At 73.4% G+C, this 26078-nt stretch carries 21 protein-coding genes; 10 read left to right on the top strand and 11 right to left on the bottom strand.

Annotated features, from left to right (window positions below; translation table 11 throughout):
* Positions 1-16: 16 nt before the first annotated feature.
* The gene (locus tag AB5J51_RS22710; RefSeq protein ID WP_369778508.1) at positions 17-2827 is read right to left on the bottom strand and encodes an FAD-binding and (Fe-S)-binding domain-containing protein; all 2811 of its coding nucleotides are present in this window, start codon (positions 2825-2827) and stop codon (positions 17-19) included.
* A gap of 84 nt (positions 2828-2911) precedes the next feature.
* Between AB5J51_RS22710 and serC the strand changes: the two genes are divergently transcribed.
* Together serC and AB5J51_RS22700 are read left to right on the top strand one after the other, a co-directional pair.
* Entirely contained in the window at positions 2912-4030 is a 1119-nt protein-coding gene (gene serC, locus AB5J51_RS22705; RefSeq protein WP_369778507.1) for a phosphoserine transaminase, read from the top strand.
* Positions 4031-4277: 247 nt separating this feature from the next.
* The gene (locus AB5J51_RS22700) at positions 4278-7421 is read left to right on the top strand and encodes a sacsin N-terminal ATP-binding-like domain-containing protein (protein WP_369778506.1); all 3144 of its coding nucleotides are present in this window, start codon (positions 4278-4280) and stop codon (positions 7419-7421) included.
* Between the two features lie 67 nt (positions 7422-7488).
* On the opposite strand, the gene AB5J51_RS22695 is transcribed toward AB5J51_RS22700, so the two are convergent.
* The 3 genes from AB5J51_RS22695 to AB5J51_RS22685 all read right to left on the bottom strand — a co-directional run bounded on the left by AB5J51_RS22695 (position 7489) and on the right by AB5J51_RS22685 (position 11824).
* Positions 7489-8922, bottom strand: a complete 1434-nt coding sequence (locus tag AB5J51_RS22695) for an MFS transporter (protein WP_369778505.1) — start codon at positions 8920-8922, stop codon at positions 7489-7491.
* A 13-nt stretch (positions 8923-8935) separates the two neighbouring features.
* On the bottom strand, positions 8936-11407 hold the full coding sequence (locus tag AB5J51_RS22690) for an HAD-IC family P-type ATPase (RefSeq protein WP_369778504.1): 2472 nt from the start codon (positions 11405-11407) through the stop codon (positions 8936-8938).
* A 135-nt stretch (positions 11408-11542) separates the two neighbouring features.
* Positions 11543-11824 carry a DUF2530 domain-containing protein gene (locus AB5J51_RS22685; RefSeq protein ID WP_053786519.1) on the bottom strand — a complete coding sequence of 94 codons (282 nt, stop codon included), beginning with the start codon at positions 11822-11824 and terminating at the stop codon, positions 11543-11545.
* Between the two features lie 149 nt (positions 11825-11973).
* Here AB5J51_RS22685 and AB5J51_RS22680 point away from each other — a divergent pair, with 149 nt between their 5' ends.
* Positions 11974-13431: an NCS2 family permease gene (locus AB5J51_RS22680; protein ID WP_053786520.1), complete on the top strand. Its 1458-nt coding sequence runs from the start codon at positions 11974-11976 to the stop codon at positions 13429-13431.
* A 21-nt stretch (positions 13432-13452) separates the two neighbouring features.
* Here the strand turns inward: AB5J51_RS22680 and AB5J51_RS22675 are convergent, their stop codons facing one another.
* The gene (locus AB5J51_RS22675) at positions 13453-13635 is read right to left on the bottom strand and encodes a hypothetical protein (protein WP_030156886.1); all 183 of its coding nucleotides are present in this window, start codon (positions 13633-13635) and stop codon (positions 13453-13455) included.
* A 118-nt stretch (positions 13636-13753) separates the two neighbouring features.
* On the opposite strand from AB5J51_RS22675, the gene AB5J51_RS22670 reads away from it, so the two are divergent.
* Entirely contained in the window at positions 13754-14191 is a 438-nt protein-coding gene (locus AB5J51_RS22670; protein ID WP_030156888.1) for a MarR family winged helix-turn-helix transcriptional regulator, read from the top strand.
* Positions 14192-14217: 26 nt separating this feature from the next.
* Positions 14218-15573, top strand: a complete 1356-nt coding sequence (locus AB5J51_RS22665; RefSeq protein ID WP_369778503.1) for an MFS transporter — start codon at positions 14218-14220, stop codon at positions 15571-15573.
* Between the two features lie 10 nt (positions 15574-15583).
* On the opposite strand, the gene AB5J51_RS22660 is transcribed toward AB5J51_RS22665, so the two are convergent.
* Entirely contained in the window at positions 15584-16591 is a 1008-nt protein-coding gene (locus AB5J51_RS22660) for a WD40 repeat domain-containing protein (protein WP_369778502.1), read from the bottom strand.
* 76 nt (positions 16592-16667) lie between these two features.
* Between AB5J51_RS22660 and AB5J51_RS22655 the strand changes: the two genes are divergently transcribed.
* Positions 16668-17360 carry a GDSL-type esterase/lipase family protein gene (locus AB5J51_RS22655; RefSeq protein WP_369778501.1) on the top strand — a complete coding sequence of 231 codons (693 nt, stop codon included), beginning with the start codon at positions 16668-16670 and terminating at the stop codon, positions 17358-17360.
* 92 nt (positions 17361-17452) lie between these two features.
* Here AB5J51_RS22655 and AB5J51_RS22650 read toward each other — a convergent pair whose 3' ends face one another.
* The 5 genes from AB5J51_RS22650 to AB5J51_RS22630 form a co-directional block, all read right to left on the bottom strand.
* Positions 17453-18442 carry an aldo/keto reductase gene (locus tag AB5J51_RS22650; protein ID WP_053786524.1) on the bottom strand — a complete coding sequence of 330 codons (990 nt, stop codon included), beginning with the start codon at positions 18440-18442 and terminating at the stop codon, positions 17453-17455.
* Positions 18443-18631: 189 nt separating this feature from the next.
* Complete coding sequence (gene thpR / locus AB5J51_RS22645; protein ID WP_369778500.1) at positions 18632-19237, bottom strand: RNA 2',3'-cyclic phosphodiesterase; 606 nt, start codon at positions 19235-19237, stop codon at positions 18632-18634.
* Positions 19238-19294: 57 nt separating this feature from the next.
* A complete protein-coding gene (locus AB5J51_RS22640; protein ID WP_078987318.1) occupies positions 19295-20782 on the bottom strand; it encodes a flotillin family protein in 1488 nt (495 codons plus the stop codon).
* A gap of 132 nt (positions 20783-20914) precedes the next feature.
* Complete coding sequence (locus AB5J51_RS22635) at positions 20915-21133, bottom strand: hypothetical protein (RefSeq protein WP_030298651.1); 219 nt, start codon at positions 21131-21133, stop codon at positions 20915-20917.
* A 70-nt stretch (positions 21134-21203) separates the two neighbouring features.
* The gene (locus AB5J51_RS22630; protein ID WP_053786526.1) at positions 21204-22112 is read right to left on the bottom strand and encodes a DUF3027 domain-containing protein; all 909 of its coding nucleotides are present in this window, start codon (positions 22110-22112) and stop codon (positions 21204-21206) included.
* 391 nt (positions 22113-22503) lie between these two features.
* Here AB5J51_RS22630 and AB5J51_RS22625 point away from each other — a divergent pair, with 391 nt between their 5' ends.
* The 4 genes from AB5J51_RS22625 (at position 22504) to AB5J51_RS22610 (ending at position 26069) form a co-directional block, all read left to right on the top strand.
* Entirely contained in the window at positions 22504-23877 is a 1374-nt protein-coding gene (locus AB5J51_RS22625) for an MFS transporter (protein WP_369778499.1), read from the top strand.
* Positions 23878-23988: 111 nt separating this feature from the next.
* Positions 23989-24474, top strand: coding sequence for a hypothetical protein (locus AB5J51_RS22620; RefSeq protein WP_030298656.1), 486 nt, complete (start codon positions 23989-23991; stop codon positions 24472-24474).
* A gap of 13 nt (positions 24475-24487) precedes the next feature.
* Positions 24488-25222: a futalosine hydrolase gene (locus AB5J51_RS22615; protein WP_053786528.1), complete on the top strand. Its 735-nt coding sequence runs from the start codon at positions 24488-24490 to the stop codon at positions 25220-25222.
* Positions 25212-26069: a 1,4-dihydroxy-6-naphthoate synthase gene (locus tag AB5J51_RS22610; protein WP_369778498.1), complete on the top strand. Its 858-nt coding sequence runs from the start codon at positions 25212-25214 to the stop codon at positions 26067-26069. The genes AB5J51_RS22615 and AB5J51_RS22610 overlap by 11 nt, the downstream gene beginning before the upstream one ends.
* The last annotated feature ends 9 nt before the right edge of the window (positions 26070-26078 follow it).

The raw sequence follows: 26078 nt of genomic DNA, 5'->3' as shown, positions 1-26078 counted from the left end.
TTACAGGTGCGTTGCCTTACAGGCCCTCCGCCAGCAGCTCCGCCAGGTGGCGGGCCGCGCGGCTTCCGCCGTCGGAGAGCTGGGCGATCTGGGTACGGCACGAGAACCCGTCCGCCACGATCGCGGCGCCGGGCGGGGCCGCGCGCAGGGCGGGGAGCAGCTGTTCCTCCGCGCAGGCGACGGAGACCTCGTGGTGGCCCGGTTCGAAGCCGAAGTTCCCGGCGAGGCCGCAGCAGCCGCCGCTGAGCTCGCCGCTCAGCCCGGCCCGCTCGCGCAGCCGGCGGTCGGCGGAGTCGCCGAGGACGGCGTGCTGGTGGCAGTGGGTCTGGCCGACGGCCGGGCGGTCGAGGCGGGGCGGCTGCCAGTGGGGGGCGTACTCCTCGAGGGTCTCCGCGAAGGTCCGGACGGCGCGGGCGAGGCGCTGCGCGCGCGGGTCGTCGGGGAGGAGGTCGGGGAGGTCGGTGCGCAGGGCTGCGGCGCAGCTGGGTTCGAGGACGAGGACGGGGTCCTGGACGTGCGGGTCGCCCACGGCGTCGAGGGTGCGGCGCAGGACTTTGCGGGCGCGGTCGAGTCGGCCGGTGGAGATGTAGGTCAGGCCGCAGCAGACTCCCGCCGGGGGGAGGTCCACGGCGAGGCCGGCGGCCTCGAGGACGCGGACGGCCGCCTGGCCGGTCTGCGGGGACAGGTACTCGGTGAACGTGTCGGGCCAGAGCGTGACGCGGGGCCGGTCGGAACCCTGCGGGCGGCCTTCTCCCCCGCCCCGCCCCTTCCCGGACCCCGGCCTGCCGGGGGCGAGCCCGGTCGAAGGGCCGGAGGGCTGCGCGTTGCGGCCCGCGCCGTGCCACCAGCGGGTGAACGGCTCGCCGGCCAGCGGCGGGAGGGGGCGCTGCGGCGTCAGGCCCGGCAGGCGGAAGCGGCGGGCCACCGCGTTCGCGGGGGCCGTGGCGCGGAGGGCGGCGATCAGACGGAGCCAGGCCGGCAGGCCGCCCAGGGTGTAGTGGGACAGCGGCCGGATGCGGCCCGCCCAGTGGCGGTGCAGGAACTCCGCCTTGTACGCGGCCATGTCCACGCCCACCGGGCAGTCGCTGCGGCAGCCCTTGCAGGCCAGGCAGAGGTCGAGCGCCTCCGCGACCTCCGGCGAGCGCCAGCCGTCGGTCACGATCTCCCCCGCCAGCATCTCGTGCAGCAGACGCGCCCTGCCCCGTGTGGAGTGCTGCTCCTCCCCCGTCACCCGGAACGACGGGCACATCACCCCTTGCCCGGGCGCGTCCGTCGAGCGGCATTTCGCCACGCCCACGCAGCGGGCCACTCCATCCGACAGGCCCCCACCCGGCAGGACCGCGAAGCGCAGGTTCTCGTCCAGGCGGGCAGGGCGGACCAGGATGTCCGGGTTCATGCCGCCCGCCGGGTCCCACACGTCCTTGTACGCGCCGAAGAGCCGGACGACCTCCTCCCCGTACATCCTCGGCAGGAGCTCGGCCCGCGCCTGCCCGTCCCCGTGCTCCCCGGAGAGGGAGCCGCCGTGGGAGACCACCAGGTCCGCCAGGTCCGAGGAGAACGCCCTGAAGCGGGCGATCCCCGCCTCCGACACCAGGTCGAAGTCGATCCGTACGTGGACGCAGCCCTCGCCGAAGTGCCCGTACGGGGTCCCGCGCAGCCCGTGCGCCGCCAGCAGCGCGCGGAACTCCCGCAGGTACGCGCCCAGCCGGGCCGGCGGCACCGCGCAGTCCTCCCACCCCGGCCAGGCCATCGAGCCGTCCGGCATCCGCGTCGCCGTGCCCGCCGCGTCCTCACGGATCCGCCACAGCGCCCGCTGCCCCGCCGGGTCCGTGACCACGGCCGAGTCCACCGCGTCGGCGGCCCGTACGAGGGACCGGGCGGCGCCCTCGTCCCCCATCTCGACGAACAGCCAGGCTGCCCCGCGCGGGAGCCCGGCCGCGCCGCGGACCAGGTCGGCCGCCATGCCCTCCACCGTCAGCGGCCCGAACCGGAGCAGCCCCGCCGCCGCGTCCGCCGCCGCGCTCTCGTCCGCGTACCCGAGGACCGCGAGCGCCGGCGCGCGCGGCGCCTCCACCAGGCGTACGACCGCCTCGGTCACCACCCCGAGCGTGCCCTCGCTCCCGCAGAACGCCCGGGCCACCTGCACGCCCCGCTCGGGCAGCAGCGCGTCCAGCCCGCCGTATCCGGAGATCCGCCGCGAGAAACCCCCGCCCCCGGCCATGCCCGTACGCAGCACCGCCAGGTTCTGCGACACCAGTTCGCGCAGGCCCGCCGGGGCTCCCGGCCAGCCCGTGCCGAGCCGGTACGAGGAGCCTCCGTACGCCGTCACCGCCAGCTCCGCCACGTTGTCCGCGGTGGTCCCCCAGGCCACCGAGTGGGCCCCGCACGCGTTGTTGCCGATCATGCCGCCGAGCGTGCAGCGGGAGTGGGTGGAGGGGTCCGGGCCGAAGGTCAGCCCGTACGGGCGCGCCGCGCCGCGCAGCCGGTCGAGCACGAGGCCCGGCTGGACCACGGCCGTGCGGGCGTCCGGGTCCAGCGACACGAGGGCGTTCATGTGCCGGGTCAGGTCCAGCACCACGCCGACGCCCGTGGCCTGCCCGGCGATCGACGTGCCGCCGCCGCGCGGGACGACCGGTACGCCGGCGTCCGCGCAGATCCGCAGCGCGGCCGCCACGTCCTCGGCGTCGCGCGGCGCGACCACGCCGGCCGGGACGCGCCGGTAGTTCGAGGCGTCCATCGTCGCGAGGGCGCGCGCCGCGGCCCCGAAGTCCACCTCCCCGCGCAGGTTCTCCCGCAATGTCCGTTCGAGTTCCCCGGGTGACGTCACGGCCCCACCCTCCCACCGGCCGGACTCGTCTCATCGGGTGGACGCGCCTCCAAGGCGTGGACCGGGACCGGATACGCTCCGCTCGTGGCCGAGATCCAGATTCCCGCTGACATCAAGCCCGCCGACGGACGCTTCGGCGCGGGCCCCTCCAAGGTGCGGACCGAGGCGCTGGACGCCCTCGCCGCCACCGGTACCTCCCTGCTCGGAACCTCGCACCGCCAGGCCCCGGTCAAGAACCTGGTCGGCTCGGTGCGTCAGGGCCTGCGGGACCTCTTCTCCCTCCCCGAGGGCTACGAGGTGATCCTGGGCAACGGCGGCTCCACCGCCTTCTGGGACATCGCGACGCACGGGCTGATCGAGCAGAAGTCCCAGCACCTGACCTTCGGCGAGTTCTCCTCCAAGTTCGCCAAGGCCGCGAAGCTCGCGCCGTGGCTGGACGAGCCGACCGTGATCTCCTCCGAGCCGGGCACGCACCCCGAGCCGGCGGCCGAAGCGGGCGTCGACGTGTACGCGTACACGCACAACGAGACCTCGACGGGTGTGGCCGCACCGGTCAAGCGCGTCGCGGGCGCCGACGCCGGGTCACTCGTCCTGGTGGACGCGACCTCGGGTGCCGGCGGCCTGCCGGTGGACATCATCGAGTCCGACGTCTACTACTTCGCCCCGCAGAAGTCCTTCGCCTCCGACGGCGGTCTGTGGCTGGCGGCGTTCTCCCCGGCGGCCCTGGAGCGCGCGGCGCGCGTCCACGCGTCCGGCCGGCACATCCCGGAGTTCTTCTCGCTGCCGACGGCGATCGACAACTCGCTGAAGAACCAGACGTACAACACCCCGGCGCTGTCCACCCTCTTCCTGCTGAACCAGCAGCTGGAGTGGATGAACGGCCAGGGCGGCCTGGAGTTCACGACCGGCCGTACGGCGGCCAGCGCGCGCAACCTGTACGGCTGGGCCGAGGCGTCGAAGTACGCCACCCCGTTCGTCACGGACGCCGACAAGCGCTCCGCCGTCATCGGCACGATCGACTTCTCGGACGACATCGACGCGGCCGCCGTCGCCAAGGTGCTGCGCGCCAACGGCATCGTGGACACCGAGCCGTACCGCAAGCTCGGCCGCAACCAGCTGCGCATCGCGATGTTCCCGGCGATCGACCCGGCGGACGTGCAGGCGCTGACCGCGTGCATCGACTACGTGATCGAGAAGCTCTGACCGCACCCCGCCTCCGGTACGCGTACGGAGCCCCCGGTGACCTCGTGTCGCCGGGGGCTCCGTCGTTGCGTACGCGGCGCGCGGTCCGGGACCCGGCGAGCCGGGAGGCGGAGCCGTCGTCGGCCGCACGGGCCCGGCACGGGCCCGGCCGCCCCGACTGCCGGGGGCCGCACGCGATACCTTCATGGCCTCGGCATTCGGCATTCGGTGAATGCAGTGCAGTGCAGGACAGCTTGGAGGCAGCGGCGTGAGCGTGCGAGTGACGGCGGCCCAGGGTGGCGTGGACCCCTTCGGCACGGCCCGGCTGCGGCGCGGGGTGCTCGACGCCTGGGGCGCGGGCCCGGCCCGCTTCCGGGAGGACGCCAACGCCGAGGAGGACCTGGCCCTCGGCGGCTACCGCGACCGGCTCGTCGTCGAGCTGGCGCAGAACGCGGCCGACGCCGCGGCCCGGGCCCGGGTGCCCGGCCGGCTCCGGCTCACCCTGCACCCCGGCGAGGGCGGGCACGCGGTGCTGGCCGTCGCCAACACCGGTGCCCCGCTGGACGCGACGGGCGTGGAGTCGCTGAGCACCCTGCGGGCCTCCGCGAAGCGGGAGTCCACCGGTTCGGGTGACACCGTGGGCCGCTTCGGCGTCGGCTTCGCGGCCGTCCTCGCGGTGTCCGACGAGCCCGCCGTACTCGGCCGCCACGGCGGTGTCCGGTGGTCCCTGGCCGAGGCCCGCGAACTGGCCCGCGACGCCGCCAACGGCAGCCCCGGCCTCGGCGACGAACTGCGCCGCCGTGACGGGCACGTCCCGCTGCTGCGGCTGCCGCTGCCCGCCGAGGGCACCGCCCCCGAGGGCTACGACACCGTGGTCGTCCTCCCGCTGCGCGACGCCGCCGCCGGGGACCTGGTGCAGCGGCTGCTGGCCGGCATCGACGACGCGCTGCTGCTCACCCTGCCCGGGCTGGCCGAGATCCTCGTGGAGACCCCGGAGGAGGGCACCCGTACGCTGCGCCGCCGCGACGAGGGCGCGTACACCGTCATCGAGGACTCGGCCGGCGGCGCCGACGGCGAGACCCGCCGCTGGCGCACCGTCCGCCACAGCGGCCCCATCGCGCGGGCGCTGCTCGCCGACCGGCCGGTCGAGGAGCGGCTGCGGCCGACCTGGACGGTGTCCTGGGCCGTGCCCGTCGACACCGACGGCGCTCCCGTACGCCCGGCCACCGCAAGCGTGGTGCACGCGCCGACCCCGACCGACGAGCCGCTGGGCATCCCCGCCCTGCTCATCGCGACGCTGCCGCTGGACACCACCCGCCGGCACCCCGCGCCGGGGCCGCTGACCGACTTCCTCGTGGAGCGCGCGGCCGACGCGTACGCCGAACTGCTGGGCGCCTGGGACCCGGTGACCACCGCGCTCGTGGACCTCGTACCCGGGCCGCTCGGCAAGGGCGTCCTGGACGGGGCGCTGCGCGCCGCCGTGCTGCAGCGGCTGCCCCGTACGGCCTTCCTCGCCCCGGCGGCGCCGGCCGAGCACGCCGAGCACGCCGAGGAGCGGGCCGCCCTGCGCCCCTTCGAGGCCGAGGTGGTGGAGGGCGCCGGCGCCGAGACCGTACGGGTCCTCTCCGAGGTGCTGCCGACCCTGCTCCCCGCCGGGCTGGAGCGCCGGCCGGAGCTGCGCACGCTGGGCGTGGGCCGGCTGCCGCTGGGCGACGCCATCGAGCGGATCGCGGGCATCGAGCGCGGCCCGGAGTGGTGGCACCGGCTGTACGACACCCTGGCCGGGGTGGACCCGGACCGGCTCTCGGGCCTGCCGGTGCCGCTGGCCGACGGGCGGACCACGATCGGCCCGCGCCACGTGCTGCTGCCCGACGCGGAAACCCCGAAGGACCTGGCCCGGATGGGCCTGAAGGTGGCCCACCCGGACGCGGCGCACCCGCTGCTGGAGCGCCTCGGCGCGCTCCCGGCGACGCCCCGCGCGGTCCTGACGACCCCGCAGGTACGGGCCGCGGTGGCCGCCTCCCTGGACGCCGGGGAGGTCTGGGACGAGGACGCCCTCGACGCGGACGAGCTGGCCGAGGTGGTCCTGGGCCTGGTCCGGGACGCCGACCTCGAGCCGGGAGACGAGCCGTGGCTGGGCGCGCTGGCCCTCCCGGACGAGGACGGCGAGCTCACGCCCGCGGGCGAGCTCCTGCTGCCGGGCTCCCCGCTGGCCTCGGTGATCCGCGAGGACGAAGTCCCGTACGTGGACGCCGAACTGGCCGACCGGTGGGGTGCGCAGCCGCTGACCGCCTGCGGGGTGCTGGCCGAGTTCCAGCTGGTCCGCGCCACCGACGTGGTCCTCGACCCGGACGAACTGGAGCCGCGCGAGGGGGACTTCGCCGAGCCCGACGACGCGGGCCTGCTGGACGCGGTGGACGTGTGGTGCGAGGACGTCCTCGACCAGCTCCCGGACACGCCGCTGCCGCCCGTGGCCACCGAACTCGTCGCCGTCCGGGACCTGGACCTGGTCGACGACGACTGCTGGCCCCAGGCCCTGGCGATGCTGGCCCGGCCGCCGCTCCGGGACGCCCTGACCCAGCCCGTCAGGATCCTCCTCCCGGACGGCACCACGCAGTCGGTGCGCCCGTACACCGCCTGGTGGCTGCGCGACCACCCGGTCCTCGACGGCCGCCGCCCGGCGGGTCTGCGCGCGGCGGGCGGCGATCCGCTGCTGGCGGGCCTGTACACCCCGGCGGACGCCACGGGCTTCGAGGACGAGCAGGTCCTGCGGGCGCTGGGCGTACGCACGACCGTGCCGGCGCTGCTGGACGAGCCCGGCGGCGCCGCCGAGCTCCTGGGCCGGCTCGCCGACCCGGACCGCGAGGTGTCGGACCGCCAACTGCACGCCCTGTACGGGGCCCTGGCCGACCTGGACCCCGAGCAGGTCACGCTCCCGGACGAGCTGCGGGCGGTGGTGGACGGCGAGGTCGTCGTGGTCGACGCGGCGGACGCGCTGATCGCGGACGCCCCGGACCTGCTGCCGCTCACGGCGGGCCTCCCCCTGCTGCCGGTGGCCCCGGCCCGCGCGGCCGACCTGGCGGAGCTGCTCCAGGTCCGCCGCGTCTCGCAGACGGTCCCGGCTGAGGTGACGACCCCGGGCGAGGAGCACGACGTCCCGGAGTCGGTCCGGATCCTCCTGGGCCCCTCGACGCCGGAGACCTACCTGGAGCACGAGGAGCTCATCGCGGGCGGCGTGGAACTCGACTGGCGCCGCACCCCCGACGGCACCCTGCACGCCTCCACCCTCGAGGGCGTGGCGGCGGGTCTGGCCTGGTCGGCCGGCCAGTGGCCCCGCCGCTTCGAGGTCGCGGCCCTCCTGGAGGACCCCTCCCGCACGGCAGAACTGGCCCGCGACCGCTGGTTCGACTGAACCCGGCCGGACCGGCCGTCCCCCTCCCCGGGGCCCCCTCCCCACGGGGCGGAACGTGAAGCCGCCGTCAGCAGCGGCGGGTCTGGTACGGGACGGGCGTGGGGGTCGGGCACGGTTCGGGCGGGGTCGGGCAGCGGGTCAGGGCCGTGAGGAAGGTCAGGGCGATGCCGCCCGCCACGGCGAAGAGGGCGGTGCTGATCCCCTCGGCGGTGGCGGCGCGGAGCCGTACGCCGGAGAGGCCGTCGAGGCCGGCGGTCGCGATCAGGACGAGGACGGCGAGGCCGACCGCCGCGCCCACGCCCGAGCCGGTGGAGGCGATGCCCGAGGCGGTGCCCTGGTCCCGGTCGGGGACGCCGGTGGCGGCGGTGATGAACATGGTGGTGAAGACGATGCCGTCGCCGATGCTGAGCGCCACCAGGCCGGGGATCAGGTCGGTGTACGAGCCGTCCGGCGCGACGGCGAAGCCGAGGGCGACGGCACCGAGTGCGCCGACGGCGAGGGCTGCGGTCAACGTGGTTCTGAGGCCGAACCGCGTCACCAGCCGGCCGGCCGTCGTCGAGCCGGCGACCACCACCGCCGTGGGGATGAGGAAGCCGGCGCCGGTCTGCAGGGCGTCGTAGCCGAGGACTTCCTGGAAGTAGAGGGACAGGAAGTAGAGCACCGAGCCGAACGTCGCCATGAACATGAACGCGATGACGACGCCGGTGACGAGGTGGGGGTTGGCGAGCAGCCGGGGCGGCACGAGCGGGTCGTGGCTGCGCCGCTCGATGACGGAGAAGGCGGCGATCAGCAGCAGGCCCGCCGCCGCGCTGCCGAGGAAGCCCGGCGAGAGCCAGCCGAGGGCAGGTCCCTGGACCAGGGCGAACACGATCAGCGTGACGCCCACGGTGACGCTGAGCGCCCCGGGCAGGTCGAAGGTGCGGCCCCTCTCGCGCGGGCCGTCCGGCGGGATCACCACGAAGGTGAGCAGCAGCGCGGGCCCCGCCAGGGCCACGTTGACGAGGAACACCGCCTCCCAGCCGAAGGCCTGCGTCAGGAGGCCGCCGAGCAGCACCCCGATCACGAGTCCCGCCGCTCCGGCACCGCCCCAGATGCCCAGGGCGCGATTGCGCATCCGGCCTTCGGCGAAGGTGGTGTTGACGAGGGCCAGGGTGGTGGGGAAGACGAGGGCGCCGCCGAGACCCTGGACCGCGCGGGCGGCGAGCAGCGTCCCGGGCCCGGTCGCGAGGCCGCCCGCGAGCGCCGCAGCGGTGTACAGCCCGAGGCCGGTGGCCAGCACGCGTCGCCGTCCGAGCAGGTCGGCTGCGCGGCCGCCGAACAGGAGGAAGCCGGCCGAGGTCACCGCGTAGGCGCTGATGACGGACTGCAGCGTCTGTGCGGAGTAGCCCAGGTCCCGGGCGATGTCGGGGAGCGCCACCACCACGATGTACTGGTCGAGCGACACGACCAGCATGGCGAAGGACAGCAGTGCCAGGGTCGCCGTCCCCCGGTCCCGGCCCATGTCGCCCTCCGGCCTAGGCCGGGAACTTCCGGTCGACCCAGCGGAACGTGAACTCGATCAGGACCGATGCCGCCGCCGCGATGGCCACCGCCGTCCACGGGAGCTGCGTGCCCACCAGCTTCAGCTGGAAGAAGTCCTGGAGCCACGGGACGACCAGGACGATCAGGAACGCCGCGCCCATCGCGCCGACCAGGGCGACCCGCCACCACGTGTACGGGCGGGCGATGATCACCAGGACCCACATCGAGGTCAGGAACAGCGTCAGCGTCGCCGCGCTCGTCTCGGCGTTCAGGGCTTCCGGGCCCGTGTAGTGGTGGCGGGCGACCAGGTACGTCACGAAGGTGGCCACGGCCGCGATCACTCCGCCCGGGATCGCGTACCGCATCACCCGTTTCACGAAGTGCGGCCTCGCCCGCTCCTTGTTCGGGGCCAGGGCGAGGAAGAACGCCGGGATGCCGATGGTGAGGGTGGACAGCAGCGTCAGGTGGCGCGGCAGGAAGGGGTACTCGACCTGGAAGCAGACCACCAGGATCGCGAGGAGGACCGAGTAGACGGTCTTCGTGAGGAAGAGGGTGGCGACCCGGGTGATGTTGCCGATGACCCGGCGGCCCTCGGCGACCACCGAGGGGAGGGTGGAGAAGCTGTTGTTCAGGAGGACGATCTGCGCGACCGCGCGGGTGGCCTCCGAGCCTGAGCCCATCGACACGCCGATGTCCGCGTCCTTGAGGGCCAGGACGTCGTTGACGCCGTCGCCCGTCATGGCGACCGTGTGGCCTTTGGACTGCAGTGCGCCGACCATGTCGCGCTTCTGCTGCGGGGTGACCCGCCCGAAGACGGCGTTGTCGTCGAGCACCCTGGCCATCTCGGCCTGCTCGGCCGGCAGCTTGCGCGCGTCGACCGTGTTCTCGGCGCCCGGCAGGCCGAGCTTGCCGGCCACCGCGCCGACGGAGACCGCGTTGTCGCCGGAGATGACCTTGGCGTGGACCTTCTGGTCCTCGAAGTAGCGCAGGGTGTCGGCGGCGTCGGGGCGCAGCCGCTGTTCCAGGACGATCAGGGCGGTCGGCCGGGCCCCGGCCCCGACGGCCGGGTCGTCGAGCTCGCGCGCGGCCTTGGCGAGCAGCAGGACGCGCAGGCCCTGTTCGTTGAGCCCGTTGATCTCGTCGAGGGCCGGGTCGCCGACCGGCAGGAGAACGTCGGGGGCGCCGAGCAGCCAGGTGTTGTTCTCGCCGTCGCCCTCGCTGAAGCTGGCGCCGCTGTACTTGCGGGCGGAGGAGAAGGGCAGCGATTCGGTGCAGCGCCACTCGGCGCTGACGGGGTAGGCGTCGATGATCGCCTGGAGGCTGGCGTTGGGGCGCGGGTCGGACTCGCCGAGCGCCCCGAGCACCTTCCTGACGTACACGTCCTCCGCGCCGCCGAGCGGGCGGAGCTCGGTGACGTCCATGCCGCCCTCGGTGAGGGTGCCGGTCTTGTCGAGGCAGACCACGTCGACGCGCGCGAGACCCTCGATGGCCGGCAGTTCCTGCACCAGGCACTGCTTGCGGCCGAGCCGGATGACGCCGATCGCGAAGGCGACGGAGGTCAGCAGGACCAGGCCCTCGGGGATCATCGGGACGATGCCGCCGACGGTGCGGGCGATGGCGTCCTTGAGGTTGTCGTCCTTGACGACGAGCTGGCTGATGATCAGGCCGATCGAGGTCGGGATCATCATCCAGGTGACGTACTTGAGGATGGTGGAGATGCCGGAGCGCAGCTCCGAGTGGACGAGCGTGAAGCGGGTGGCCTCTTCGGCCAACTGGGCGGCGTAGGCCTCGCGGCCGACCTTGGTGGCCGTGAACGCGCCGCCGCCGGCGACGACGAACGACCCGGACATGACCGGGTCGCCGGGCTTCTTCAGGACGGGGTCGGCCTCGCCGGTGAGCAGGGACTCGTCGATCTCCAGGCCGTCGGCCTCGCCGACGGCTCCGTCGACGACGACCTTGTCCCCCGGCCCGAGCTCGATGACGTCGTCGAGGACGATCTCGGAGGTGGAGATCTCGGCGGTCCGGCCGTCGCGGCGGACGCTGGGTTTGGCCTCGCCGATGACGGCGAGGCTGTCCAGGGTCTTCTTGGCCCGCATCTCCTGGATGATGCCGATGCCGGTGTTCGCGATGATCACGTAGCCGAAGAGGCTGTCCTGGAGCGGCGCGACGATGAGCATGATCACCCAGAGCACGCCGATGATGGCGTTGAACCGGGTGAAGACGTTGGCGCGGACGATGTCGGCGGTGGAACGGCTGCTGCGGACGGGCACGTCGTTGACTGCTCCGCGGGCAACGCGTTCGGCGACTTCGGCGGTGGTCAGGCCGGCGGGCTTGAACCGGGGCGCGGGCGGCCGGACCGGGTGCACCGGGTCGAGCTCGGCTCCGGCGTCGATGGCCGCGCCGCCGGGTCCCCTGCTGCCCGCCGGCTCGGAACCGTCGGGGTCGATGTCTGCCCGCTGCGTCATGCTTTCGACGGTAAAGGGGGTTCTACGGCTTCACCCGCCGAGAAGTCCGAAGATCCGACTTCGGGATGACCCGAATCGTCCCCTGGTCCCCCAGACCCCTGGACCTGTGGCCCCTCAGCCTGGACCTGTGGCCCCTCAGCCGGCGCTGCTCTCCCCGTCCCCCGCGGCCCGCGCGGCTGCGTGCCGCTTCAGTGCCGCGTCCCGGCCCCGGACGTACCAGAGGCCGATCAGGCCGAGCACGCCGCCGGCCGCGCAGCACCAGACCCACCACAGCAGGTCCCGGTCGGCGAACCAGCCGTAGAAGGGGAGCTGGACCAGGAACAGGGCGAACCAGATGATCGTGCCGCCGGTGACGGTCGCGACGATCGGGCCCTCGAGGGGCTCGGGCGCCTCGTGCTTCGCAGTCCATTTCGCCATGCCCTCAAGTCTAGGTGCGCGGAAACGGGGTCTACGCGCGGAGATGGACGGGCTTTCGTTCATGTGTTCATACTGAAACGGTGTGGGCATGGCCCATTTTCTTCGTATGAATCCCCCAATGCCCCCGCAATGAGGACCCAGAGGACCGCATGAGCACGTCGGCCCCCGCCCCCGCGCCCGCCCTCCCGGAACCCGCCCCCCACGGCACGTCCGGCCTTGACCGCTACTTCAAGATCTCCGAGCGCGGCTCGACGATCGCCCGCGAGGTCCGCGGCGGTTTCGCCACCTTCTTCGCGATGGCCTACATCATCGTGCTGAACCCGATCATCCTGGGCAGCGCGAAGGACATGTACGGGCACCAGCTCGACGGCGGCCAGCTCGTGACCGCCACCGTCCTGACGGCGGCCTTCACCACGCTCCTCATGGGCGTCATCGGCAACGTCCCGATCGCGCTCGCCGCCGGCCTCGGCGTGAACACCGTCGTCGCCCTCCAGCTCGCCCCGCGCATGAGCTGGCCCGACGCCATGGGCATGGTGGTCCTGGCCGGCTTCGTCGTGATGCTGCTGGTCGCGACCGGCCTGCGCGAGCGGGTCATGAACGCCGTCCCGCTGGGCCTGCGCAAGGGCATCGCGATCGGCATCGGCCTGTTCATCATGCTGATCGGCCTGGTCGACTCGGGCTTCGTCACCCGCATCCCGGACGCCGCGCACACCACCGTGCCGCTCCAGCTCGGCACGGCCGGCCACCTGCACGGCTGGCCGGTGCTGATCTTCGTCGTCGGCGTCCTGCTGACCCTCGCGCTGCTGATCCGCAAGACGCCCGGCGCGATCCTGATCTCCATCGTGGTCATGACCGTGATCGCCGTCGCCGTCCAGCTGATCGCCGGGCTGCCCGACTCGGGCTGGGGCCTGACCGTCCCCGAGTGGCCGGGCAACCCGGTGGCCGCGCCCGACTTCGGGCTCGTCGGCCAGGTCAGCCCGTTCGGCGGCTTCGGCAAGGTCGGCCTGCTGACCGGCATCCTCTTCGTCTTCACCGTGCTGCTGTCCTGCTTCTTCGACGCGATGGGGACCATCCTCGGCGTCGGCGACGAGGCCAAGCTGATCGACAAGAAGACCGGCGAGTTCCCCGGCATCAACCGGGTCCTGCTGGTCGACGGCCTGGCCGTCGCGTCCGGCGGCGCCACCTCGTCCTCGGCCACCACCTGCTTCGTGGAGTCCACGGCCGGCGTCGGCGAGGGCGCCCGTACCGGTCTGGCGAACGTCGTGACCGGCGGACTCTTCGCGGTGGCGCTGTTCCTGACCCCGCTCGCCACCATGGTCCCGTCCCAGGCGGCCACCCCCGCGCTCGTGGCGGTCGGCTTCCTGATCCTGGCGGGCTCGGTCAAGGACATCGACTGGAGCGACTTCACCATCGCCGTCCCGGCCTTCCTGGCCATGGTGATGATGCCGTTCACGTACTCGATCACCAACGGCATCGGCTTCGGCTTCATCAGCTTCTGCGTCCTGCGGCTGGCGACCGGCCGGGGCCGCGAGGTCCCGGCGGCCATGTACGTCGTGTCGGCGGTGTTCGTCTTCTACTACGCGATGCCGGCCCTCGGCCTCACGTAAGGCCGCCCACCCGGGCGCGGCTCACGTGAGCCCGTAGAACTTCTCCGTCTCGTCGACCGCCGCCTTGAAGCGCTCGTCGAAGTCATCGCGAATGAGCGTCCGGACGACATAGTCCTGGACGCTCATTCCGCGTTTGGCGGCATGAGTCCGGAGGCGGTCGAGCAGCTCCCCGTCTATGCGCATGCTCAGCACGTGTGTCCCCATGCCGAAAGGGTCGTGGCACAGACCGTGGACGCGTGTCGCTTTCCGCTGCCGTCTCACCCGTACGAGTGACCCACTCAAGTGGCATTCTTTAGCGAGAGTAATGAGGTAGTCTAAAGAGATGCTCGACCTTACCCATGGCGACGACGCTGCCGCCGTGAACGACCTCCGCTCCGCCGTCATGCGGCTGGGCCGGCGCCTCAAGCACCAGCGCGTCGACGAATCGCTGAGCCCGACCGAGATGTCGGTCCTCGGCACGCTCGCCCGGTGCGGCCAGGCCACCCCCGGTGAGCTGGCCCGGCGCGAACACGTCCAGCCGCCGTCGATGACGCGCATCGTCGCGCTGCTGGAGGCCAAGGGACTGGTCAGGCTGCAGCCGCACCCGGACGACCGCCGCCAGAAGGTGGTCACCCAGACCGAGGAGGCCGAAGCGATGCTCGAGGAGAGCCGTCGCAAGCGGAACGCCTTCCTGGCCGGGCTCGCGGCCGAGCTCACCGAGGACGAATGGGCCAAGCTGCGCGAGGCAGCGCCCGTCCTGGAGAAGCTCGCGCACTTGTAGGAGACGACGCCAGGAGGCGACCGCTTTTGAGTACGGGAAACGGAGCAGACTCCGCACCCGGCCATACATCCACCACTAGCACCGCGCGCACGACGCGCGCCGCGGGCACGGACAACTCGATGTTCAGCTCGCTGAAGATCCGGAACTACCGGCTCTTCGCCACGGGACAGGCCGTTTCCAACACCGGCACCTGGATGCAGCGCATCGCCCAGGACTGGCTGGTCCTGTCCCTGACCGGCTCGGCTTCCGCCGTCGGCATCACCATCGCGCTGCAGTTCCTGCCGATGATGGTGTTCGGCCTCTACGGAGGCGTACTCGCCGACCGGCTGCCCAAGCGCCCGCTGCTGATCGCCACGCAATCCCTGATGGGCCTGACCGGTATCGCGCTCGCCGTGCTCACCCTGGCCGGACACGTCCAGGTCTGGCACGTGTACCTCGCGGCCTTCCTGCTCGGCCTCGTCACCGTCGTGGACAACCCCGCACGGCAGACGTTCGTCTCCGAGATGGTCGGCCCGGAGCAGCTCGCCAACGCCGTCAGCCTGAACTCCGCCAACTTCCAGTCCGCACGGCTGGTCGGCCCGGCGATCGCCGGTGTGCTGATCACCGCCGTCGGCTCCGGCTGGGCCTTCCTGCTGAACGGACTGTCCTTCGCCGCGCCCGTCGCCGGCCTGCTGCTGATGCGGACGCGCGAACTGCGCCCGATCGAGCCGCAGCCCCGCGCCAAGGGGCAGCTGCGGGAGGGCCTGCGCTACGTCGCCGGGCGCCCGGAGCTGATCTGGCCGATCGTTCTGGTCGGCTTCATCGGCACCTTCGGGTTCAACTTCCCGATCTGGCTGTCGGCGTTCGTCAGCGACGTGTTCCACGGGGACGCGGGCACGTACGGGCTCTTCAACACGCTGATCGCCGCGGGCTCCCTGGCGGGTGCGCTGCTGGCGGCGCGGCGGGGCAACTCGCGGCTGCGGCTTCTGGTCGCGGCGGCACTGCTGTTCTCCGTACTGGAGATCGTGACGGCCTTCGCGCTCGGGTTCTGGCTGTTCGCGGCGCTGCTCGTGCCGATCGGGATGTTCGGGCTGACGGTCAACGTGACCGCCAACGCGAGCGTCCAGATGGCCACCGACCCCGAGATGCGGGGGCGGGTGATGGCGCTGTTCATGATGGTGTTCACGGGCGGCACCCCGATCGGTGCACCGATCGTCGGCTGGGTGACGGACACGTACGGGGCCCGGATCGGCATGGCCGCGGGCGGACTCGTCTCGCTGGCCGCGGCCGCGGCGATCGCGGTGATCCTCTCCCGCGTGGGCAACCTCCGCCTGAGCGTGACCCGCAAGGGAGTCACGTTCGTCCCGACCCCCCGCCCCCGCGAGCTGGTCGCGGCGGCGTGAGGACCCCCGGTCAGGAGTCCCCTCGGGGCCGGCGGCGGAAGAGCCGCTTGGCCCCGAGCACCAGCACCGTGCCCACGGCCAGCACGGCCGCGCCCTTCGTGAAGCTGCCCCCGCCCTGCTCGCCCGCAGGGCCGGGGGCCCCGGCGGCCGGAGTCGTGCCCGGCTTCGCGGGGGCGGGGGAGCCGCCGGACGCCGGTTTCACCGGAACCGCCACCACCCTGCTCGACTCCCCCTCCGAGCCGAACATCAGCGCCGACCCGTCCGCCGAGTACGTCACCGACTCCGCCTGCCCCTGCCACGGCGCGTCCACCCGCTCGCCCTCGCCCTCCGGCTTCCCGTCCTTCCACGGGTAGGTCCGCGCGAAGAAGTAGCCGCGCAGCGTCAGGCGGCCGCCGTCCGGCGAGAACGCCCCGTCCGTGACCCACGGCAGGTCCGCCACCCGCCGGAACACGTTCGGCCCCGACGCGGACAGCTCCTTGGGCCCCTCGTACAGCCCGCCCTTGTCCTCGCTCTTGCTCGCGATGTACACCCGGCCCGTCACCGGATGCACCATCAGTGCCTCCGCGTTGCGCGCCCCGTCCGCGTACTTCACCGTGAACTGCTCGGCCTTGACCGTGACATCGGCCAGTTGCTTCGGCTCCGGGAAGCGGTAGACCCAGACGTGGTCCCAGCTCCCGTTCAGGTTGTCGCCGATGTCCCCGACGTACAGCTGCCCGTCCGGGCCCAGCGAGATCGCCTCGACGTCGCGCGGGGTCCCGACCCCGGTCAGCGTCACCCGGGCCACGGTCCTGCCGGTCGCCGAGTCCACCGCGTACACGAACGGGCCGTCGTCGCTGTCGTTGTGCGTCCAGTACACGCCCGGGTGGATCCGGCTCGCCGCCAGCCCGCTCGACTCCTTGATCCGCGGATCGGCGATCGTGAACCCCGACGGCACGGAGGGGGGGCTCTGGGCGGCCGCGGCGGCCGAACCCGGCAGCACGGCAAGGGCAATGACGGCGGTCAACGGCAGCAGGCGCATACCCCAAGCGTGCCAGCCCGCCCCGCGTGTCCGGCATCACAGGGGCTCCCGGCGCGTGATCCGCGATGATGACCGGATGCGTTTCATGTTCGTCGGCGACTCCATGACCATCGGACGCGCCGGCGACTACACCTGGCGCTACCGGATGTGGCAGCACCTCGATGCCGCCCTCGGCGGCCCGTACGAGATCGTCGGCCCGCGCTGCGAGCTGTTCGACACCTCCGCGAACGAGCCGACCAGCCACGCGTACGCGGACCCCGGCTTCCCGGAGCACGCCCGCCGCCACCTCGCCGGCTGGGGCGAGGGCTGGCAGCACATGGCCCCGCTCATCGGCTCCGCCGTGCGCTCCGGCGGAGCCGACATACTCCTTGTCTCCCTCGGCCTGATCGACCTCGGCTTCTACACCGGCGCCGAGGAGACCGCGGCCAATGCCCGCCGCTTCGTCGCGGAGGCCCGCGCCGCCCGGCCGGACATACGGATGATCCTGCTCCCGGTCATCCCGAACGTCCGGGCCGAGTCCGACGCACCCTTCGCGGCCGAGGTCGCCCGGTTCAACGAGCTCCTCGCGAAGGCCGTCGCCGACCTGTCGACCGAGGCCTCGCCGATCCTGCTGGCCGCGCGCCCGGCCTCGTACGAGATCCACCAGGACACCTACGACGGCACCCACCCCAACGCCTCGGGCGAGCACCGGCTGGCCGGGGAGTTCGCGGCGGTCCTGCACCAGGCCTGGGGCATCGCAGGCCCCTACCGCCCCGCCGCGGACCGCTGACACCCGTTCCCCCGGCGGCACTTGCCCCGCGCCGTGCGGCGCGGCCGCCGCATCACCGGGACGCGGCGGCCGTACACCGTGCTGCTACCGGATCACCAGGCGAAGGCTTCGGGCGAGGGGCCCGGGCCGGGGAAGATCTCGTCCAGGCCGGTGAGCACCTCCTCGGACAGCTCCAGCTCGAGCGCGCGCAGCGCGCTCTCCAGCTGCTCCGCCGTACGGGGACCCACGATCGGGCCCGTCACCCCGGGCCGGGTCAGCAGCCACGCCAGGGCCGTCTCGCCGGGCTCCAGGCCGTGCTTGTCGAGCAGGTCCTCGTACGCCTGCACCTGCGCCCGCACCGCGGTGTTGGCCAGCGCGTCCGCCGAGCGGCCCTCGGCGCGGCGGCCGCCCGCGACCTCCTTCTTGATGACGCCGCCGAGCAGCCCGCCGTGCAGCGGGGACCACGGGATCACCCCGAGCCCGTACTCCTGCGCCGCCGGGATGACCTCCATCTCGGCGCGCCGCTCCGCGAGGTTGTACAGGCACTGCTCGCTGACCAGCCCGACCGAGCCGCGCCGGGCGGCCGCCTCGTTGGCCTGGGCGATCTTGTACCCGGGGAAGTTCGACGACCCGGCGTACAGCACCTTGCCCTGCTGGATCAGCACGTCGACGGCCTGCCAGATCTCCTCGAAGGGGGTCCGGCGGTCGACGTGGTGGAACTGGTAGACGTCGATGTAGTCCGTCTGCAGCCGCTTGAGACTGGCCTCGACGGCCCGGCGGATGTTCAGCGCCGAGAGCTTGTCGTGGTTGGGCCACGGGTCGCCGTCGCCGGCCATGTTCCCGTACACCTTGGTGGCCAGCACGGTCTTGTCCCGCCTGCCGCCGCCCTGGGCGAACCAGGTGCCGATGATCTCCTCGGTGCGGCCCTTGTTCTCCCCCCACCCGTAGACGTTGGCCGTGTCGACGAAGTTCAGACCCGAGGCGAGCGCCGTGTCCAGGATCGAGTGGCTGGTGGGTTCGTCTGTCTGCGGACCGAAGTTCATCGTGCCGAGTACAAGTCGGCTGACCTTGAGTCCGGTGCGTCCCAGCTGTGTGTACTTCATGGCTCCCAAGCCAACTGCTTGGAGCCCACTCCAGGCAAGGCCCCCGCGGGCAGGAGCTACTGGCCCACGGCGGCTGCCACTGCCACGACGACGAACATCAGCACGAGTACACCGGCCATTACGCGGTTTCGGGTCTTGGGATCCACCCGTCGAGCGTAACGCGGTCCTCCGCCGTTCCCGTACCGAGGGTCAAGCGCCCAGGGGCCAGGCCTCGAGGACCTCGTAGCGGGGCTGCTCTCCCGGGACTCCGCCGGCCGGGAGGTTGCTGCGGACCAGGCTGAGCTCCCCGACCTGCCAGGGCGTGCCCTCGAAACCCGCGAGGGCCTCCAGGTACGGGTGCAGGTCGGTGCCGCCGTGGCTGCGGGCCAGGGTGAGGTGGGCGCTGTACCGGCGGTGCTGGTCCATGGGGATCCCGGCCCGGCGGGCGGCGGCGTCCGCGCGCTCGGCGAGCATCCGCATCTGGTCGAGCCCGCCGGCGGCGCCGACCCACAGGGCACGCTCGCCGAAGTGCCCGGAGCCGTGGATGCGGAGGGGGAAGGGGTCGGTGCGGTGCGCGGCGCGGCCCAGGCGGGCGTACAGGTCGGGCAGGACCTCGTCCCGTACCTCGCCCATGAAGGCGAGCGTGAAGTGCCAGCCCGCCTCCCCGGTCCAGCGCAGCCGGTCGTGCCGGCCGGACCGGTCGTGCCCGAGGGCCGGGTCGTCCCCGACGGGCGGGGCGTCCCGGACGGCCTCGACGGCCTCGCGGAGCTCGTCGACGGCCTCCCGGGGCGGCATCACCGCGGCGAACAGCCTCATGACAGCCTCATGGCGCGAGCCTAACCCGTGTGGGTCAGGCCCGCGCCGGGCAGCGGGTTACGCCTCCGCGATCGGGATCTGGTGGGACGAGGATGCCGTGCTGCCGTTCACCGGGGTGGTGCCCGGGGCGGCCCCCGGGGCGGCCGGCTGGGACATCGACGCGAGCAGCTGGCGGGCCAGGCCCAGCCCGGTGCCGCCCATGGTCAGCGCCTTCGCGAACATCTCCGACATGCCCTCCGCGCCGTTCAGGAGGACCATGTGCTCCACGTTGCCGAAGGCACCCGCGCCCGCCTCCACGATCGCCGGCCAGTTCTCGGCGAGCTGCTGCGCGACCACCGCCTCCTGGTTCTCGGCCAGTGCGGCGGCCCGCGCCTTGATCGCGTCGGCCTCGGCGAGGCCCTTCGCCTTCGCCGACGCCGCCACCGCGAGGCCCTTCGCCTGGGTGGCCGCGGCCTCGGCCTCACCGGTCGCCCGGGTGGCCTTCGCGGCGGCGAGCCCCCTGGCCTCGGTGGCCGCCGCGTCCGCAGTCGCCGCCGTGGTCACGCGCGTGGCCTCGGCTGCGGCCGCCAGCTCCGTCTCCTTGGCCTTGGCCTGCGCCGCCGAGATGCGGGCGTCGCGCTCGGCCTCGGCCCGGGTGCGGGTCTCGTACGCCGCCGCGTCCGCGGGCTTGCGTACGTCGGCCTGGAGCTGCTGCTCGCGGCGGTGCGCCTCGAGCTCGGCGACCCGGGTCTCCTGGACGACGACCTCCTGGCGGGCCGCCGCCTCCGAGAGCGGGCCCGCCTGGCGGGCGGTCGCGGCGGCCTTGTCGCGCTCGGCCTGGTAGCCGGCCTGGAGGATCTCGCTGTCGCGGGTGGCCTCCGCCATCCGCGCGAACGCGGTCTGCTCGGCCTCGGTGGCCAAACGGTTCGCCTCGGCCTGCGCGATGCGCGCGTCCCGCTGGACGGCGGCCGCGTGCGGCATCGCCAGGTTCTTGATGTAGCCGGTCGGGTCCTCGATCTCGTGGATCTGCAGCGAGTCGACGATGAGGCCGAGCTTCTCCATCTCCGTGCCGCAGGCCGCCCGGGTCTGCCCGGTGAGCTTCTCGCGGTCGCGGATCATGTCCTCGACCGTCAACCCGCCCACGATGGACCGCAGATGGCCCGCGAAGACGATGTGCACCCGCTCGGGCATCATCTTCTGCTGGTCCAGGAAGCGGCGCGCCGCGTTCGCGATGGACACGAGGTCGTCGCCGATCTTGAAGATCACGACGCCTTTCACGCGCAGCGGGATGCCCTGGTGGGTCACGCAGTCCACGTTCAGCTGGGTCTCGTTGAGGTCCAGCGACAGCTTCCGTACCGCCTGGACGCCGGGCACCACGAGGGTTCCGCGCCCGGTGACGATCCGGAACCCCATGCCCTCGCCGATGCCCTCGGTGCGGTGCGTGGAGCCGGAGATGACGAGTGCCTCGTTCGGTTCGGCCACTCGCCACATGAGCTTGAACAGCCCGATCAAAGCCAGGATTGCGGCGAGAACGATTCCCGCCACGACGCCGATAGCCATCGGCAACGCCCCCTTATCGCAGTGCCGTTCGACACTGACGAGGGCGAGTGTGCTCCTGTGCCGGGCCGTTAAGAAGACGCTCGCGCTTTCTTGTCGCCATCTTGATACGAACCACATCCGCGCAGGTGGCGCCGGAGCTCAGTTGTCGTAGGCCGCCATCACGTACACCGTGCGCGGCGGCAGGTACTCGACGACGGTCACGACCGTGCCGACCGGCAGCCGGCCCGTCCCGGGCGCCGGGTGCGCGAGGAAGTGCTCCGCGCCGCCCCGGATGCGGACGATGACCTCGCCCACCAGGCCCGGGCCCACCGTCCCGGTCACCCGGCCGTCCCGCCCCACCATGCCGTCTTCCCCCATGGGGCGAGGGTACGCCGCCCTGCCGGGGCCGTCGCCCCGCCGGCCGGCTCGGGCTCCTCGCCGCGTACGGCTACGAGTGCCCGAGGTCCGCGGCCGGGAGGTCCGTCGAGGGGACCGAGCCCGTGTCGGGGGCCGGGCGCAGCAGGAACTCGTCCGAGGCCATCGAGTCGAGCACCGGCGGCGCCGGGCGCAGCGGCTTCGGCATGACCGCGGCCTCGGAGTGGCCGCCGCAGCCGTACGAGAGGGAGACGAGGTGTCCGTCGGCCGGGCCGAACTCGTTGGCGCAGACGCCGAAGGCCTGGCCGAGCGAGCCGCCGATGGCGACGAGGAAGCCGCAGGAGACGCAGGAGGCGGGCGCCGCCTGCGCCATCGGCGTCTTGGCCCCGAAGCCCTCGTCCCAGCGGTCGGCGGCGCTGTGCAGCCCGTAGCGGGACAGGACGCGGGCGCGCCGCATGCCGAGTTCCTCGGCGACGGAGGTGATGGAACCCCGTACGGGTACCACGGTGCGGTCGGTGACGTCGGCGTCCTCGGCCTCGACCAGTTCCGCCATCTCGGTGGAGACGACCGAGTTCGGCGGCGGTACGTCCTCGCCCGACCAGCCCGGCTCCAGCCGCAGGTCCTCGGCGTCGGTGGGCAGCAGGTCGCCGGGGCCCATGTCGCCGGGGCGCAGCCGCTCGCTCCACGGCACCCACTCGGGGGCCAGGAGGGCGTCGTCGCCGGGAAGCAGCACCGTTTCGTCGAGGGTGACGTTCTTGGCGCGGGAGGCGCGCGTCACGGTGACGGCCCAGCGCCAGCCGCGGTAGCCGGGGTCCTTGCACTCGAAGAAGTGCGTGACGACCCGGTCGCCCTCCGCGACGGCCGAGACGTGCTCGCCCACCACTCCGGGAGCGGCGGCTTCCTCGGCCGCCGCGCGGGCGAGGTCTACCGCCTCGGCGCACAGGCGGTCGGGGGTACGGCTTCGCGTCGTCGCAGCACTCACAGGTCTCGTTCTCTCCTACGCCGTCTCACGAGTGCGCCGTCCGTACTGTCGTCCACAACGACCCGTCGGTCCTGTCCGTACGTGGCGCGGGCGGAGCGGACCAGAGGGCCGCGTCGACGTCCGCACCCGATCGGCCTCGGGCGCACCTACCTGCTATCCATTCTGCGGGATCGCGAAGAGGCGCGCGGCCGAGAGCAACCGCCGGTGGCGCGCTACGCACGCTACCTCCTCCGAAGCCTCGGGCCCACATGCAAGGTCCGATTCGCGGACAAGCCCGCGCGCCGACACCACTCCTCCACCCTCCGGACCACGACCGGACAGCGGCCCGACGGCGACCCGACGGGCGCCCGTAACGCGCCGGGACGGGACCCGGCGGGGTCCGTGGGGCACTATGTCGAGTGTGGCACCCGTACGGTCGTCCCGTGACGGCTCGGGACCGGCCAGACGGGCCGGCCGGGCCGTCGGGCGTGCCCTGCAGCGCCCTTTCACCGGTACGGCCCGCGGGATCCGGCGGGCCACGCACGCGCACGGGGCCGGCGAATCGGGCCTCGGCAAGCTGATCGAGCTGCACGCCATCAACGGCGCCGGCGATGTGATGATCACCGTGGCGCTGGCCTCGACGGTGTTCTTCTCGGTCCCCACGGACGAGGCACGCGGCCGCGTCGCCCTGTACCTGGCGATCACGATGGCCCCCTTCACCCTGCTGGCCCCGGTGATCGGCCCGGCGCTGGACCGGCTCCCGCACGGGCGGCGGGCCGCGATGGCCGTCGCGATGCTCGCGCGGGCGCTCCTCGCGGTGATGATGTCCGGCGCCGTGGCCACGGGCGGGCTGGAGCTCTACCCGGCCGCGCTGGGCGTGCTCGTCGCGTCCAAGGCGTACGGGGTGGTCCGCAGTGCGGTGGTGCCGCGGCTGCTCCCGCCGAAGTTCTCACTCGTCAAGGCGAACTCCCGGGTCACCCTGGCGGGCCTGCTGGCCACGGCGGCGGCGGCGCCGGTCGCGGCGGGGCTGCACGCCATCGGGCCGCCGTGGCCGCTGTACGGGGCCTGCGCCATCTTCATCGGGGGCACGTTCGCGGCGTTCACGCTGCCGCACAAGGTGGACGAGGCGAAGGGCGAGCGGCGGGCCCGGCTGTCCACGCACGAGCCGCACTCCCGAAAACCGGGGCTGCGCACGGTCAGCCCGTCGGTGCTGTGCGGGCTGCTGGCGAACGCGGCGATGCGCGCACTGTCCGGGTTCCTGATCTTCTTCCTGGCGTTCCTGCTGCGGGAGCACCCCCTCGCCGGGCAGAGCGCGGCGGTGTCGCTGGGCATCGTGGGCGTCTCGGCGGGAGTCGGGAACGCGTGCGGGACTGCGGTGGGCGCCTGGCTGCGGGCCCGGGCGCCGGAGACGATCATCGCGGCGGTGCTGTCGGTGACCCTGGGGATCGCGGTCCTGGCGGCGGTGTTCTTCAGCGGGCTGTTCATGGCGGTCCTGGGGGCCACGGCCGGGTTCTGCCAGGCGCTGGCGAAGCTGTCGCTGGACGCGATGATCCAGCGGGACGTGCCGGAGGCGGTACGGACGTCCGCGTTCGCCCGTTCGGAGACGCTGCTCCAGGTGGCGTGGGTGCTGGGCGGCGCGATCGGCATCGCGCTGCCGCTGAACGGGGCACTGGGGATGGCCGTGGCCGCGGCGATCGTCGCGGCGGGCACCACGATGGCCTTCCGCGGCCTCCTCACCTCGCCCCGCCACCACCACCCGGGCTCCCCCCGCCCCCGAGTGGCGTAAGGCCGGGCCGGGCGCCGGTCCGGCCCCGCCCGGAGGGCGCCACGCCGCGCCGCAGGCCACGCGGGACCCCCGTGCGGCGGCGGAGCCGGGTGGCCCGATAGCCTTCGGCTCATGACCGCACCGCTTTTCTCGGGTAGGGGCCGCCGCAGCGTCGCGGCCCTCGGAGCCGTGTCCGCCGGCCTCCTCCTCCTCTCCGCCTGCGACAAGCCGACGCCGCTGGCGACCGTGACGGTCGGCACGTCGTCGGTGTCCACCGAGGCCGCCTGCTCCGACGACAAGGAGCTCTCCATGGACAAGGTCCAGGAGTGCCTCACCGACATGAAGGACGCCAAGACCATCGAGTACGGCCGCGGGGACACCCTGCGCCTCGGTGTCGAGCCGGAAGTCGTCGAGGACGGCAAGCGGTGGCAGGCGGTCCTGGACGGCCAGCCGATCACCGAGCCCTCCTCCAACACCTACCGCAGCTTCCCCGGCGCCGACATCTTCGCCACCGGCGGCCAGGGCGAGGCCCCGTCCTCCAAGAAGCTGAACATCGTCCAGGTCGGCGAGGACGGCAAGCCGCTCGCCGTCTGGGCCTACAACGTCAAGCTCAAGTAGCCCCGTACCGACGGTGCGCGCGCTCATCGTGACCGCGGTGGCGGCGGAGGCAGACTCCGTCGTCAGTGGCCTGACCGGGCCCACCCCTCATCCGGACCCGGTGACACCGGAGCCGCGCGCCCTTCCCGGCGGATACCCGCTCTCCCGGCGGGATCTGCCCGGCCTCGCCGCCGACGTGCTCGTCGGCGGGGTGGGGCCGGCCGCCGCCGCGGCCGCCACGGCCACCGCGCTCGCGCTGGCCGACTACTCCCTCGTCGTCTCCGCCGGCATCGGCGGCGGGTTCGCGCCCGCCGCCCCCGTCGGCTCCCTCGTGGTCGCCGACGCACTCGTCGCGGCCGACCTCGGGGCCGAGACCCCCGACGGCTTCCTCGGCGTACAGGAGCTCGGCTTCGGGCACAGCGTGCACCTGCCGCCCGCCGAGCTCGCCGCCCGCGCCGCCGAGGCCACCGGGGCGCTGCTCGCGCCCGTCCTGACCGTCTCCACCGTCACCGGCACCGCCGGCCGCGCGGCCCTGCTCGCCGCCCGTCATCCGCTCGCCGGGGCCGAGGCCATGGAGGGCTTCGGGGTCGCGGAGGCGGCCGCCGCGCACGGGCTGCCCGTGCTGGAGATCCGCGCCGTGTCCAACGCCGTCGGCCCCCGTGACCGCGACGCCTGGCGGATCGGGGACGCGCTGGCCGCGCTCACCGCCGGATTCCGCGCCCTGGGGCCCGTACTCGTCCATTGGGGAGAGCACCGACATGAGTCGTGAGCCGGACCAGGCGGTCAAGATCGCCTATTCGCCCTGTCCGAACGACACCTTCGTCTTCGACGCCTGGGCCCACGGGCGCGTCCCGGGCGCGCCCGGCCTCGACGTCACCTTCGCCGACATCGACATCACCAACGGCATGGCCGAGCGCGGCGAGCTGGACGTGCTGAAGGTGTCGTACGCCGTGCTGCCGTGGGTGCTGGAGGAGTACGCGCTGCTGCCCTGCGGCGGGGCGCTGGGACGCGGGTGCGGGCCACTGGTCCTGACGCGGGAGCCGGGCGTGGACCTGGCCGGGAAGACCGTCGCCGTGCCGAGCGAACGCTCCACCGCCTACCTGCTGTTCCGGCTGTGGGCGGCGGCCGTGCTCCCGGAGGGCGTCGGCAAGGTCGTCGTCCTGCCGTTCCACGAGATCATGCCGGCCGTCCGCGACGGCCGGGTGGACGCCGGACTGGTCATCCACGAGGCCCGGTTCACCTATCAGGACTACGGGCTGCACCGCCTCGCCGACATGGGCGAGCACTGGGAGTCCACGACCGGGCTGCCGATCCCGCTCGGCGCGATCATCGCCAAGCGCTCGCTGGGCGCCGAGACCCTGCACGCGCTCGCCGAGTCGGCCCGTACCTCGGTGCGGATGGCCTGGGACGACCCGGAGGCCTCGCGCCCGTACGTCCGCGCCCACGCGCAGGAGCTGGACCCGGCCGTCGCCGACCAGCACATCGGGCTGTACGTCAACGAGTTCACCGCCGACCTCGGTGATGCCGGGTACGCGGCGGTGCGCGGGCTGTTGACGCGGGCCGCGGCCGAGGGGCTGGTACCGGCCATCGCACCGGATGCGCTGGCCTTCCCCTGAGGCCCTTTC

The organism is Streptomyces sp. R33 (assembly GCF_041200175.1).
Taxonomy (GTDB): Bacteria; Actinomycetota; Actinomycetes; order Streptomycetales; family Streptomycetaceae; genus Streptomyces; species Streptomyces katrae_B.
The sequence above is the reverse complement of the archived record's forward strand: the minus strand, read 5'-3'. Positions and strand labels throughout refer to the sequence as shown.

Excerpts from the sequence above, each read along its gene's own strand:
- AB5J51_RS22695 (WP_369778505.1), bottom strand. The coding sequence starts at position 8,922 with ATGGGCCGGGACCGGGGGACGGCGACCCTGGCACTGCTGTCCTTCGCC.
- AB5J51_RS22690 (WP_369778504.1), bottom strand. The coding sequence starts at position 11,407 with ATGACGCAGCGGGCAGACATCGACCCCGACGGTTCCGAGCCGGCGGGC.
- AB5J51_RS22685 (WP_053786519.1), bottom strand. The coding sequence starts at position 11,824 with ATGGCGAAATGGACTGCGAAGCACGAGGCGCCCGAGCCCCTCGAGGGC.
- AB5J51_RS22680 (WP_053786520.1), top strand. The coding sequence starts at position 11,974 with ATGAGCACGTCGGCCCCCGCCCCCGCGCCCGCCCTCCCGGAACCCGCC.
- AB5J51_RS22675 (WP_030156886.1), bottom strand. The coding sequence starts at position 13,635 with ATGGGGACACACGTGCTGAGCATGCGCATAGACGGGGAGCTGCTCGAC.
- AB5J51_RS22670 (WP_030156888.1), top strand. The coding sequence starts at position 13,754 with ATGCTCGACCTTACCCATGGCGACGACGCTGCCGCCGTGAACGACCTC.
- AB5J51_RS22660 (WP_369778502.1), bottom strand. The coding sequence starts at position 16,591 with ATGCGCCTGCTGCCGTTGACCGCCGTCATTGCCCTTGCCGTGCTGCCG.
- AB5J51_RS22655 (WP_369778501.1), top strand. The coding sequence starts at position 16,668 with ATGCGTTTCATGTTCGTCGGCGACTCCATGACCATCGGACGCGCCGGC.
- AB5J51_RS22650 (WP_053786524.1), bottom strand. The coding sequence starts at position 18,442 with ATGAAGTACACACAGCTGGGACGCACCGGACTCAAGGTCAGCCGACTT.
- thpR (WP_369778500.1), bottom strand. The coding sequence starts at position 19,237 with ATGAGGCTGTTCGCCGCGGTGATGCCGCCCCGGGAGGCCGTCGACGAG.
- AB5J51_RS22635 (WP_030298651.1), bottom strand. The coding sequence starts at position 21,133 with ATGGGGGAAGACGGCATGGTGGGGCGGGACGGCCGGGTGACCGGGACG.
- AB5J51_RS22625 (WP_369778499.1), top strand. The coding sequence starts at position 22,504 with ATGTCGAGTGTGGCACCCGTACGGTCGTCCCGTGACGGCTCGGGACCG.
- AB5J51_RS22620 (WP_030298656.1), top strand. The coding sequence starts at position 23,989 with ATGACCGCACCGCTTTTCTCGGGTAGGGGCCGCCGCAGCGTCGCGGCC.
- AB5J51_RS22610 (WP_369778498.1), top strand. The coding sequence starts at position 25,212 with ATGAGTCGTGAGCCGGACCAGGCGGTCAAGATCGCCTATTCGCCCTGT.